Genomic DNA, 13,656 nt, shown 5'->3' with positions numbered 1-13,656 from the left:
TTTTCATTAATACAAAATACATTTTACAGAAAATGGATTTCACTATAAAAACAATGGCAGAATATGCAATGGAAGGCAAATCTCCCGAAATTCTCTTTTGGGTAGGTTGTGCCGGAAGTTTTGACGATCGTGCGAAAAAGATCACACGTGCATTTTGCAAAATCCTTAACAAGATCAATGTTGAGTTCGCTGTTCTGGGACAAGAGGAATCTTGTACCGGCGACCCTGCAAAACGTGCCGGAAACGAGTTTGTTTTCCAAATGATGGCCTTGACGAATATCGAGGTTCTGAATGCTTATGAAGTCAAGAAAATAGTAACAGCTTGTCCGCATTGTTTCAATACTTTGAAAAATGAATATCCGAGTCTTGGAGGAAATTATGAAGTAATGCATCATACTCAATTCCTAAAGCAATTGATGCAGGAAGGAAGACTGAAGATAGAAGGCGGAAGTTTCAAAGGAAAAAAAATCACATTCCACGATCCATGCTACCTCGGGAGAGCGAATGATGAATATGAAGCACCAAGAATGTTGTTGGAGAAATTGGATGCTGAATTGGTAGAAATGAAACGTTGCAAAACGAACGGCTTATGTTGTGGAGCTGGAGGTGCACAAATGTTCAAGGAACCTGAAAAAGGGAATAAGGATATCAATGTGGAAAGAACCGAGGAAGCACTTTCATTCGAGCCAAAAATCATCGCTACAGGTTGCCCTTTCTGTAATACGATGATGACGGATGGTGTTAAACATTTCAATAAAAATACAGAAGTAGAAGTTAAAGATATTGTAGAACTTTTAGCAGAAGCGGAAGATCTATAAATCCCTATAATATTATAATAAGATACCTCAGGATTCCTGAGGTATTTTCATTTTACATTTTAGATAAAAAATCCGTAATTTTATATCTTCAAAATTATAGCAATGAAATCGCCGATAGCGATTCCATAAGACAAATAAAGAACAATAAATATCTTCTTATGAAAATCGAGGAATCCAGCATTGTAGAAACAAACGATTATCGCGTCATCATATACCCAGCTTCCAGACCTTTTACAGCGAAAGAAAGTAAAGTTATTGCAGAAAAGTTATATGATTTCTTAGGCGATTGGGCAGCACACGGAAAAGAATTGTCTTCGTCTTTCAAAGTCGAAAAAAATCAATTCATTATCATTTGTGTTGACGAGGAAAAAGAAGCCGCTTCTGGCTGTAGTATAGATGCTTTGGGAAAAGTAATGAGAGAATTGGACGCTGAGTTTGATCTGGGATTGTTTGACAGGATGAAAGCCAGTTATGTAGAAAACGGAGAGGTTAAAACCTTGAAACTGGCGGACTTCAAAAGTAAGATCAGAAGTGGTGAATTATCAAAAGACATCGAGGTTTTTGATTTTTCTAAAAATACTTATCTGGATTTTCTCAGTCATTTTTTACAACCTTTTGCAAGAAGCTGGGCTTCATCTATTGCTTAGTTTTCTTTAAATTCCAGATTCAATAAATTTCAAGATCACACTTTGAAAATACTTTTCCTGACCACGGCTCACAAATATGATGATGATCGGATTTTTTATCATCAGGCAACGGAACTTGTGAAACGTGGTTTTGATGTGAAAATTTGTAGCCTTTGTTCAGAATTTACAGGAGTTATTGGCAATATTCAAATCGAATCATACTCAATACTAAACCAAAATTCAAGGCAAAAAATAGAAACTTTTTTGAAGGTTTGTAAAGATTATCAGCCGGATTCCATTATCTGTTCGGAACCGATTGCGGTAATTGCAGCTCACAAATTCAGAAAAAATAAAAAGATAAGTGTTGTTTACGATATTACAGAGTGGTATCCTGCGATGACAATGCTTCAGAATCATAATTTTCCGATGAAATTGATTCATGGGGTCAAGTTTTTTCTGATTCAGCTATACGCTGGTTTTCTAAGTACAGACTTTATTTTTGGGGAAGAGACCAAAAAATTTCCACTGGCTTATTTTTTCCCTTACAAAAAGAAACTTATTTTGCCATATTATCCGGATCAGAAATTCGTTGTTGAGAATATAAGAACAATCGAAAATAACAAGATCACACTTTGTTATACAGGTGCACTTTCTGAGGATAAGGGAATTGGGAATTTTTTCAAAGCTATCGAAATTCTTGCAAAAAGGCGACCGGAATTGATCATTAAAATCCTCATCATAGGCTCTGCGAGAACAGAAAAAGACCAGGTCTATTTCGATGGTCAGCTTGCAAAATTATCAATCAAAGATATAGAGATTAGAAAACCGACATCATTTGAAGATTTTACAAAGGCTTTTTCGGATGCCGATGTTTGTTTTGATTTAAGGGAATTTAATTTTGAGAATCATCATTCCCTTCCTATCAAGCTGTTTTATTATATAGGAGCTGGAAAACCTGTTATTTATTCCAATTTGAAGGGGATTCGAAAGCATATGGATGTATCAGGTTTCGGGTTTTTAGTAGATCCAAAAGAATCTAAATATATTGCAGATTGTATAGAAGAATATATTTCTGATTCTAGGTTTTATGACCTACATGCAAAAGCTGCCAGAAGAGAATTTGTGCAAAAATATAATTGGGATATCATTAGAGATTCTTTCGTTAACTTTATTGAAAATTCTTTACCAAAAAGCTAAAAATGAAGCAGCTCAAAGTTGTTCAGACTTTCATTTCCCGATTTTTGATATTGATACTAAGTTTTGGCTTGGTCATCTTTTCTACCAATATCTGGGGAAGCGAGGGAAAAGGAACAATTTCGATTGTCATTGCAAATGTTGCCATTGTAAGTTTTTTCAGTAGTATTTTCTCCGGCAGCAGCACATCATATTTTGCTCATAAATTCAAGATAGAGCAAGTTCTGATGTATTCCTATGTTTGGTCTATAATTGTAGGTATTTCTGTTCCTTTGTTCTTCAGTTTTGCTTCTTTTCAGAATTCATATTTATATTATCTTATTGGTATTTCTGTGTTTTCATCGCTGCTTACGACCAATATAAGTCTGTTCATAGGAACTCAGAATATCAAGATGTTCAACCTTTATACGGTTTTACAACAGCTGATGCACGTTTTGTTCATAGTAGTTTTGATCTATTTTGTAAAACTAAAAGACGTTTCTGTTTATTTCCTTGCTCAGACCTTATGTCTGATGTTGTTATTTTTATTGAGTTTTTACCAGATCATAAGAAAATGCAAGATCAGAGATTTTAAGTTCTCAAAAACAGTATTCATCGATATGTTCGAATACGGTTGGAAAACACAATTGAGTGCATTTGTCCAATTCCTGAATTACAGGCTTTCATTTTATTTTTTAGAATATTTTGAAGGCATTGCTGCAGTTGGGATTTTTTCTATTGGTATTACTTTCTCCGAAGCGATTTGGACAATCACAAGAAGTATTGCTGTCGTTCTTTATTCCGATGTGGTCAATTCTAAAAGCAAAGAAGAATCTGTTGTTAAGACAAAATCTTCGCTCAAGCTTTCTTTCACACTCATGCTTGTCTTTCTTATCGGAATTATCATTATTCCGGCACAAGTTTATGTTTTGATTTTCGGAAATGAATTTAGCGAGACCAAAAAAATTATGCTTCTGCTGTCTCCCGGGATCTTCGCAATAGCAATAAGTGATATGATCGGCTATTATTTTTCTGCGGTCAAGCAGCTTAAGATCTTAAATGTAAAATCAATTATAGGTTTACTTATAACAGTTATCCTTTCTTATTTTGCTATTCCGCGATGGGGGATTTGGGGCGCATGTTTTGTAACATCAGCTTCTTATTTGGTTTCAGGATCGATATTGTTTTGGAAATTCTATCGGACCACAGATTTCAAAATTCAGGATTATTTGATATCAAAAAGTGAAATTACCAATCTGATACAAACTTTTTCCAGGAAAAAATACTAATATTTCTATTCAGGAGTTCTTAGAAATAGAAATCAAAAACTTATTTTTACGAATCGAAAAAGATCAGGACATGTGCGGAATCTGTGGCTATTATTTATCAAAGAAAGGAATTTCCTCTAAGAATATTTTGGAGATGAATAATGCGATCCGGCATCGTGGTCCGGATGATGAAGGGTTTTGGCTCTCGGACGGACAACAAGGACAATCTTTTTCTGGCGAGAACTCTACACAAAAAGTCAAAAATACATTTCCGGTTCTACCAGATTCAGTATCTAATATCGCATTGGGATTTCGTCGGCTTTCTATTCTGGACCTATCAGAAAAAGGACATCAGCCGATGCTCTCTGACAATGAAAGGATTACGATCACATTCAACGGGGAGATCTATAATTTCAAAACATTAAGGAAGGAGTTAGAAGATCTGGGGCATCATTTCAAAAGTCATTCTGATACGGAAGTTATTTTAAGGTCTTATGAAGAATGGGGAACGGATATGCTTTCCAGATTTGACGGGATGTTTGCCATAGCTTTGGTCGATCTGGATAAAAAAAAGTTGCTTCTGGCAAGGGACAGGATAGGGATGAAACCTCTGTTCTATTATAAAAAAGAAAACGAATTGATTTGGGGCTCCGAGATAAAAGCACTCCTTAAAAATGAATGTGTCACGCCCGAGATCAATTGGCAAGGCGTTTATACTAATTTTCTGTTTCAGACCACATTAGCTCCTGAAACCTGTTTTCAGAATATCTATTCTCTGGAGCCTGCAACTTTTTTGATCTTTGATATGAATGATTTTTCATCATCAAAAGAAAAGTATTGGCAATTCCCAACGAAAAAATTGATACAGATAACAGAACAAGAGGCAATTACCGAAGTTGATAAACTACTTTCAGAAAGTGTGGAAAAACAGCTTTTCGCAGATGTTCCAGTGACAAGCATGATGAGTGGCGGAATAGATTCTACCCTGATCACGGCAAAATCAAAACCTTACAAAGAAGATATCAACGCCTTTACGATTGCATATCAATTTTCAGAAAATGAAGTGAAGAATGCTTCTCTGATGGCTGAGAAAATTGAAATCCCTCATCATATAAAAAATGTTACCGATGAAGAAGTGCTGGATCAATTAAAAGAAAATATCCAACATTTCGAGGAACCCTACAGCAGTCTGGAAGTTCTCATGAATGCAGCCGAATATGCGAAAGATCTAGGATTCAAAGTTGTCTTGAGCGGGAATGGCGCTGATGAGCTTTTTGCGGGATATTCCCATTCTCTGAAACTTCATAAATGGAAGCCTATGAGAAAATTTAATTTTATCCGTCATTTTATTTTTACCAATGACAGCTTTTCAAAAAAGGTCAAAAATTATTTTTCTCAAGACAGTATGCTGGATTTTTTCAGACAAAGCCAGGTTGGAATGAAGCCTTTCGAAACTAAAAGTGTTTTTAAGAAAAAGATCTTTAATAAGATCAACTCAGATTTAAACAATAAAAAATTATCAGAAACAAAAGATTATCAAGGTCTTTATGAATATGATATGAAATATTCTCTGTCTTCCCATCATGTTTTCCGTGATGATCTGAGCGCGATGAAATATGGTGTAGAATTCCGTTATCCTTATTTGAGCAATGACCTGGTCGATTATGTTTCAACATTGCCGGAAAATCTAAGATATAACGGGGTTCAGAATAAACCGCTTCTGAGAAAAGTAGCCGAAAAATATGTTCATCCCGAGATTCTGAAAATGCCAAAACGAGGCTTCTCATTTCCGCTCTCACATTTCATCAAAACCGAACCTAAGGTGAAGACGTTTATTTTGGAAAATCTGGATAGTCTGAAAAAGAGAGATTTTTTCAACCCGAAAGTCATTGATGATTGGTGGAATAATCAAAATAATGAATATGATTCTGTGAAGGTCTGGCAACTTGTTACATTTGAACTTTGGTATCAGAAATATTTTGAAAACCGATAAACGTATTTTTATTTTACCTTTGTGTTATGAAGAAATACTTTCTTACAATCGCATTTGCCTTACTTACATTGGTCTGCTGCCGCGGAGATGAAGACAACACCCAGATAATAGATCAGGTCCTGATGATGTATGTTCACAACGCTACAGGTCAGGATATGCTTAATTCTAAAATACCAGGGTCTTATTCTTCTGTTGCATTGTTGGATCTTTTGGATGAAACTACAGCTGACAAACCTATCTCGGGTCAGACTTTTCCAAAAGATGCAGATACTGTAGTTTATATGGATTATCCAGCTGGAGCAATTCGACTTTTGAAAGATACAATTACATCCGATTCGCAAGAAAAGATCTATTATTCTAATTTTATAATTCAATATTTTAAAATCGTAAATTCCGTATCGACTCTTAGCAGTCAGGATACCATTAGGATAGAATACAGTTGGAAACCATCACTTTTTCAAATTTCGAAACTTTGGTATAATGAGCAACTGAAGTTCACAAAAGTTCAGGGCCAGAGAAATGTGGTCAGAATCGTGAAATAAAATCCTTAAATTTGCAAACGTCAGAGAATTGAAATTGATTTTCTGATTACTAAATACTATCAACCAACAACCAAACTATGTTACAGGTTAATTTTTTGCGCGAGAACAAAGAGCGCGTTTTGGAAGGCTTGAAGAAAAGAAACTTCAAGGAATTAGATTTGGTCGATGCAGCTGTAAATGCTGACGACGAGAGAAAAAGATTACAGTTTGAGCTGGACTCACAACTTTCCGAAATGAACAGGATCTCCAAAGAAATCGGAATTCTGATGAAAGAGGGAAAGAAAGAGGAAGCAGAAGCTGCAAAATCTCAAACGTCGCAATACAAAGAATCCAGCAAAGAATTACAAACTCAACTGAATGAAGCTGAGAAAAACTTGATCAACATACTTTACCAGCTTCCGAATATTCCTAATGAAAAGGTAGTTGCCGGCGTTTCTGCCGATGACAATGAGATCATTTATGAATCTACAACGGTTGAAGGTCTTGGCGAAGGAGCAATCCCACATTGGGAGTTGGCAAAAAAGTATAACCTGATCGATTTTGAATTAGGCGTTAAAATTGCCGGTGCAGGTTTCCCTGTTTATTTTGGAAAAGGTGCAAGATTACAAAGAGCTTTGGTTCAATATTTCCTTGACAAAAATACAGAGGCAGGTTATCTGGAAGTGAATCCGCCTCACGTTGTGAACGAGGCTTCCGGTTATGGAACAGGACAATTGCCTGATAAAGAAGGACAAATGTACTATGTTGGGGCAGATGATCTGTATCTGATCCCAACTGCAGAAGTTCCGGTTACGAATCTCTATCGTGATGTTTTGTTGGATGAGAAAGACCTTCCGATCAAGAATACTGCGTTTTCCCAATGCTACAGAAGAGAAGCGGGAAGTTACGGTGCACATGTGAGAGGTTTGAACAGACTTCACCAATTCGAGAAAGTGGAGATTGTAAGAATAGAGAAACCGGAAAATTCTTACGCTGTTTTGGAAGAAATGGTAGAGCATATCAAGTCTATTTTGGAAGATCTGGAATTGCCATACAGGATCCTGAGGCTTTGCGGAGGTGACACAGGTTTTGCATCGGCAATGACTTATGATTTTGAAGTATGGAGTGCAGCGCAGGAAAAATGGCTGGAGGTAAGTTCTGTTTCTAATTTCGAAACGTTTCAAGCGACTCGTTTGAAATGCCGTTACAAAGGCGATGGCAAAACACAATTAGTTCACACGCTGAATGGCTCTGCAATGGCTTTACCAAGAATTATGGCCGCTTTGTTGGAAAATAACCAAACCGCAGACGGTATCAAATTGCCAAAGAAAATCGCAGAATATGCGAGATTTGAATTGATCAATTAATTCAGATTTTTAACATAAATACGAAAGTCGCAAATTTTACTTTGCGACTTTTTTATTTCTTATTATTAGTCTCAATATTGTCATTCCGGAGGAATCTCGATAGCTAAGTTTAGATTCCTACGGAATGACAAAATTAGTGTAAAAGTATTGTTGAGCGAAGCACCTTTGTGAGCTTAAAGACATTCAGTGAAAATAAATCTTTGCGGGCTTTGCGTTTAAAACTATTTCTTCAAATTCAAAAAGTAATTCCAGATCAATCGTATCTCGCCATAATCAAAATCCGATGGCAAAGCGGCTTTCCAATCATTGATATTATCTTTTGGGCTCTGTTTGAAAATCTTTTCAAAAGCAGTCACTTTTTCCTTAGGATAGATTCTGAGCAAATCGTTTCTGTCCAATAGATTCTGTTCTGCATATTTTGACAAATGACCAAAGATCGTAGAGTTGACTAAGCCTCGTTCTCTTGCGATCTCAGAAACTGTTTTTCCGTCTTGGAACAATTGATATGTCAAAACGTGAGTTGGAACTTTCTTGATGGCCATAGAAACTTCCACATCTTTTTCTTTATCGAATAAAGGTGTTTCCAAAAGATAAACATCTTTCAAGTCCTTAAGATAATCTTCAATATCATCCAGCCAGACACGAAAATCTTCATTAAAAGCTTTCAGCCCTTTTACACCTTTTGTTTCGGAATAGAAATCCTTAAGCGGAGAAAAAACTTTCTCATTGACATTTGTGAAAAAGAAATTGACAGCACCTTTTGCTTTCATTTCAATTTCTTGCCATTCTTCTTCGCCCTGCAGGAACTTCTGAGTTTTCTGGACTAAGATTCTCTCGAATTTTTGGAAAATAGTAATGTAATTTTCTATATCAGCTTTCAAACAATGATAGAGATAATCCGCTTTTTCTTTGTCAATGAATTTACTGCTTCTGCTGATAACCATCCAATTTTCCAAAGCAGACTGAAACCAAACGCAATCGATTCTTCTAATGACTTTCTGGATGCTGTAATCGTACTTTTCAGAATTGAGGATTTCCTCTATTTTGGAATTGGCGTGAGTCTCGTCCTGAAACTTCGAAACTCGTTTATCAGAGAAAATAACTTCGGGTGTGATTTTGGATTTAAGGACAATTCCTTCCAAAGTTCGACAACGTGATAACGCAACATAAACCTGTCCGGAAGCGAAACTTTTTCCCGCGTCGATGATCAATCTATCAAATGTCAAACCTTGACTTTTATGGATTGTAACTGCCCAAGCCAAACGGATTGGAAACTGTTTGAAACTTCCCAGAACTTCTTCCTTGATATTTTTCTCATCATCCAAAGAATATTTTTTCTGTTCCCAAGTTTCTGCTTTTAACGTGATTTCTTCTTCACTTCCATCGAGAATTACCGAGATTTCATCTTCATCGAGATAAGAAATTTGTGCTAATTTTCCGTTGTAATATTTTTTATCAGGCGAAGTGTCATTTCGGATGAACATGATCTGCGCGCCGACTTTCAGTTCCAGAACTTCATCATTCGGATATTGTGTTTCCTTGAAATCGCCAACAACATCTGCGGTGTAAGTATGAGATTTTCCACCAAGCTCCTTTATCTTTTTTTGATTGATGTCATCCGCCATTTTGTTATGCGAACATAGATAAACATAAGCTTCATCTTTTGGGTCGAAATCGGGTTGGTATCGTTCATTCAACGTGTCGAAATCGATATCTTCTGTAATTCCGTCCCGGATGGCGTTGAGAATTTCCAGGAAATGCTCATCGGTCTGTCGGTAAACTTTTGTCAGTTCCAGCGTGATGAAATTGCTTCCTTCCAAAGCCTTGGCATGAAAGAAAAAAGGCGATGAATAATACATCGAAAGAATATGTTCATCCCTCACCACAGGAGGCAGCTGGTAAAGGTCGCCAATGAACAGCATCTGTAAACCTCCGAATTTCTGCTGATTCCGGCGGACGTGTCTCAGAGAAAAATCCATCATATCCAAAACATCTGCACGTAGCATCGAAGCTTCATCAATAATGATAATTTCGATTTCGCGAAGAAGTTTGAGTTTGTCTTTTCGGTATTTGAAATGCGGCATCAGATCCGCAATGTTGTTGGCCAGATTTTGGTCGATTCTTTCCGTGGTCGGGAGAAAAGTTCTGAGCGGTAATCCGAACATAGAGTGGATGGTAACGCCGCCGGCATTGATAGCAGCAATACCCGTGGGTGCAACTACAATGTGTTTTTTCTTGGTTTTTTTTACAAAATCGTTTAGAAATGTAGTTTTTCCGGTACCTGCTTTTCCTGTCAGGAAAATGCTTCGGTTAGTATGTTCTACGATTTCAAAAAGAGAGTCATTCATCGATTCAAAGATAGAAAATCAGGAGACAAGAATCAAGAGGGAAAAATCAAGAAAAAGGAATAAGGCTTTAAACAAAAGGCTTCGAGAGCCTCAGCCTGACAAAAGCCATCAACAATCATCCTTCAATCATCAACTATTTTATCCTATCCGGATTTTGCTTCAAGAAACTATCCCATCCAGAATAAGATTTGTCTGATGAGAGATTTCCCGAATTGAAATGATGACAAACAGCTACGGCTAATCCATCAGACGCATCAAGATATTTTGTAGGAAATTCTTTCAGTTTTAAAAGATTCTGAAGCATTCCTGCAACTTGTTCTTTGCTGGCATTTCCGTTTCCAGTGATTGCCATTTTTACTTTTTTGGGAGAATATTCTGTAATTGGAATGTTTCTGTGAAGACTTGCAGCCATCGCGACACCTTGAGCTCTTCCAAGTTTCAACATACTTTGAACATTTTTTCCGAAGAAAGGAGCTTCCAGAGCAGTTTCATCAGGATGGTATTCATCAATCAAGGCTAAAGTTTTATCAAAAATCACTTTAAGTTTGGTCTCGTGATTCTCATATTTTTTAAGAATCAATTCGTGAATGGCAATCAGTTCCATTTTATTCCCTTTGACAGAAATAATCCCAAATCCCATTACTGCGGTTCCCGGATCAACACCTAAAATTACTTTTTCCACTACCATATTGACAAAATTACGTTAAGATTTTCATAAAAACCGAATGAAAAATTTATTTTTAAGGAAAAGTCTTTAATTTTAGAACTCTAAAAAATTAACAATCAAAATATGAAGAATCTTCTACTGACTGCGGCAGTCGTGTTCTATGCAGGTTATGCAACACCTGTATTCTCTCAAAAAGCCGAAACTCCAAAATTCATCAGTAATACAGAAGGAATCAAAGAATATTCCTTAAGTAATGGAATGAAAGTCCTTTTGATTTCAGACGCTTCTCAAAGTAATGCTGTCATTAACATCGTTTATAATGTTGGTTCCAAGCACGAAGGTTATGGTGAAAAGGGAATGGCGCACTTGCTGGAACATATGTTGTTCAAAAGCACAAAAAAATTGGGTGACATCAAGAAAATGTTGTCTGACAAAGGTGGAAATGCCAACGGAACAACTTATTATGACAGAACCAATTATTACGAAGTTTTCCCTTCCAATGATGAGAACTTGAAGTGGTTCTTGGAAATGGAAGCAGACAGAATGGTCAATGCAACCATTCTTCAGTCAGACCTGGATAAAGAATTTTCTGTTGTTAGAAATGAGTTCGAGATTGGAGAAAACAGCCCAAGTGGTGTTTTGATGGAAAGAATCATGTCAACGGCTTATCTTTGGCATAATTACGGAAACAGCACAATCGGAAGTAAGGAAGATGTAGAAAGAGTAAAAGCCGTAACGCTTAGGAAATTCTATGAAAAATATTATCAGCCGGACAATGCTACGCTAATTGTTGCCGGAAAATTTGATGAGAAAAAAGCTTTGGAATATATTGCTCAATATTTCTCAACCATTGCAAAACCCGCAAGAGTTCTCGAGACACCTTATACGGTTGAACCAGCTCAGGACGGGGAACGTTTTGTAGAGCTTAAACGTTCTGGAGATAGTAAAGTTGTGGGAGCGCTTTATCACACGGCTCCTTTTGCGGACAAAGATTATGCGGCGTTGGATGCATTGCAGGAGATTTTGACAGCTGACCCTTCAGGTTATCTTTACAAAGCCATGATCGATTCTCACAAAGCAGCTTCTATCTATGCATATCAGCCGACTGTTAGAGATGCTAGTTTTATGTATTTCGGATTGGATGTTCCGGCGGATAAAGACATCAAAGCAACCGAGAATGATTTCCGTGCAGTTTTGGATAAAGTTGGAACTACCAAATACACTGAGCAGGATGTTGCAAGAGCTAAAGCTAAATTGTTGAAGCAAATCGAAAATATTAAAAATAATACGATTGGTTATGCCATTAATTTAACGGAAATTGTTGGAGCTGGAAATTATAAATTAGGCTTTCTTTATAGAGATGCAGTTGAAAAATTGACTGTAGCCGATGTTCAAAGAGTGGCTGAGAAATATTTCAGAGCCAATAACAGAACTGTGGGCGTTTTCATCCCTGCAAAAGATGAGGTAAGAGTGAAGAATATCGAATATACCAATGAGCAAATCGCCTCCCTTACTAATGACTACAAAGGAAAGGCACTTGAGAAAGAAGCAGCACCTTTCGAAGCGAGTATCAAAAATCTGAAAGCTAATTTGACAGAAGGCAAATTGAGCAACGGAATGAAATACGGTTTGATCAAAAAAGATATCAAAGGTGGAAAAGTTTTGGGAAGCTTCCGTTTCCCTGTGAGTAATGCTAAGGATTTGAATGGTAAATCTGACGTTGGTTCTCTAATGGCTCAGGTTCTTAAAACAGGAACTAAAACCCATACCAAAGAGCAAATCCAAGATATGCTGGACCAATGGAAATCTAACATCAATTTCGGGTTCAGTGGTCAGACATTGTTCGTAAATTTCAGTACTTACAAAGACAGCTTGCCAAAAGTAACGGCTCTTATTAAAGAAATCCTTACTGAATCTACTTTTCCGGAAACAGAATTGGCTAAAACTATCAGCGAGTACAATACTTATCTCGAAAGTTCTCTGAACGACCCTCAGTCTATCGCTTTCACAGAGATTGAGAAAATCACTGAAAATTATCCTAAGGAAAGTATCTACTACACCGCTTCTACTCAGGAACAGATTGATAATAACAAGAAAGTAAAGAGAGAACAGTTGGTAGATTTTTACAACAAAATCTTAGGCGGAAACAACGGTGTTGGTTCTGTTATCGGAGATGTTGACAGCAAAACGGTTGCAGGATTATTAGAATCAACTTTCGGGAAATGGGATTCCAAATCTAAATACGAGTTCATCAAACCGGAATTATTTGCGACTAAAAAACAAGACAAAGATTATCTGACGCCGGACAAAGAAAACGGGGCGGCTGTAGGGAAGATCAGTTTCTCTATGGACAGAAAATCTCCGGATTATCCAGCATTTGTGATTGCCAACGAAATGTTGGGAAGCGGCGGTTTCCTGACGGCGAGAATCCCGACCAGACTTCGTGAGAAAGAAGGAATCAGTTACGGCGCAGGTTCTTATGTCAATATTCCGATTGATAACAACGTTGCATCTTGGGCTTGGTACGCGTTCTTCAACCCGACCAAAAAAGATGCGGTGAACAAAGCTTTGAAAGAAGAAGTAAACAAAGCGGTAAAAGATGGTTTCACGGAAGAAGAATTCAAATCTAATTTGACTTCTTGGCTCAACTCTAGAAAAACAGGTCTTGGAAACGATAATACTTTGATGAATTTGGTCAATTCCCAACTACAGTACGGTCAGTCTTTGGATGAGTATGATGCTTTGGAAGCGAAAGTTTCGGCGCTTAAAGTCTCTCAGGTAAATGATGTTCTAAGAAAGTACATCAGTGAAGATAAGATGAGTTCTGTATTTGCAGGAGATTTTAACAAGAAGTAAAAGTAATTTTTATAAAACG

General features: G+C 37.0%; 10 protein-coding genes. 8 read left to right on the top strand and 2 right to left on the bottom strand.

Going from position 1 to position 13,656, the window contains the following annotated elements; genetic code table 11:
* Nucleotides 1-32: 32 nt before the first annotated feature.
* From RTX21_RS17255 to serS, 7 genes are all read left to right on the top strand, one after another.
* The gene (locus RTX21_RS17255) at nt 33-818 is read left to right on the top strand and encodes a (Fe-S)-binding protein (protein ID WP_312769676.1); all 786 of its coding nucleotides are present in this window, start codon (nt 33-35) and stop codon (nt 816-818) included.
* Nucleotides 819-976: 158 nt separating this feature from the next.
* Entirely contained in the window at nt 977-1,465 is a 489-nt protein-coding gene (locus tag RTX21_RS17250) for a hypothetical protein (RefSeq protein ID WP_312769674.1), read from the top strand.
* Between the two features lie 42 nt (nt 1,466-1,507).
* Entirely contained in the window at nt 1,508-2,641 is a 1,134-nt protein-coding gene (locus RTX21_RS17245) for a glycosyltransferase (RefSeq protein ID WP_312769672.1), read from the top strand.
* 2 nt (nt 2,642-2,643) lie between these two features.
* A complete protein-coding gene (locus RTX21_RS17240) occupies nt 2,644-3,906 on the top strand; it encodes a polysaccharide biosynthesis C-terminal domain-containing protein (RefSeq protein WP_312769671.1) in 1,263 nt (420 codons plus the stop codon).
* Between the two features lie 70 nt (nt 3,907-3,976).
* Nucleotides 3,977-5,878 carry an asparagine synthase (glutamine-hydrolyzing) gene (gene asnB, locus RTX21_RS17235; protein WP_312769669.1) on the top strand — a complete coding sequence of 634 codons (1,902 nt, stop codon included), beginning with the start codon at nt 3,977-3,979 and terminating at the stop codon, nt 5,876-5,878.
* Between the two features lie 26 nt (nt 5,879-5,904).
* Nucleotides 5,905-6,420: a hypothetical protein gene (locus tag RTX21_RS17230; RefSeq protein ID WP_312769668.1), complete on the top strand. Its 516-nt coding sequence runs from the start codon at nt 5,905-5,907 to the stop codon at nt 6,418-6,420.
* Nucleotides 6,421-6,497: 77 nt separating this feature from the next.
* Nucleotides 6,498-7,766 (top strand): serine--tRNA ligase, encoded by a 1,269-nt coding sequence (serS, locus tag RTX21_RS17225; protein WP_312769667.1) that lies wholly within the window; start codon nt 6,498-6,500, stop codon nt 7,764-7,766.
* A 221-nt stretch (nt 7,767-7,987) separates the two neighbouring features.
* Here serS and RTX21_RS17220 read toward each other — a convergent pair whose 3' ends face one another.
* Nucleotides 7,988-10,114, bottom strand: a complete 2,127-nt coding sequence (locus tag RTX21_RS17220; protein WP_312769666.1) for a helix-turn-helix domain-containing protein — start codon at nt 10,112-10,114, stop codon at nt 7,988-7,990.
* A 133-nt stretch (nt 10,115-10,247) separates the two neighbouring features.
* Entirely contained in the window at nt 10,248-10,802 is a 555-nt protein-coding gene (gene ruvC / locus RTX21_RS17215; RefSeq protein ID WP_312769664.1) for a crossover junction endodeoxyribonuclease RuvC, read from the bottom strand.
* Nucleotides 10,803-10,904: 102 nt separating this feature from the next.
* Between ruvC and RTX21_RS17210 the strand changes: the two genes are divergently transcribed.
* Nucleotides 10,905-13,637: a pitrilysin family protein gene (locus RTX21_RS17210; RefSeq protein WP_312769662.1), complete on the top strand. Its 2,733-nt coding sequence runs from the start codon at nt 10,905-10,907 to the stop codon at nt 13,635-13,637.
* Nucleotides 13,638-13,656: the final 19 nt, after the last annotated feature.

Origin of the sequence: Epilithonimonas sp., from assembly GCF_032054305.1 — a bacterium.
Classification (GTDB): Bacteria; Bacteroidota; Bacteroidia; order Flavobacteriales; family Weeksellaceae; genus Epilithonimonas.
The sequence above is the reverse complement of the archived record's forward strand: the minus strand, read 5'-3'. Positions and strand labels throughout refer to the sequence as shown.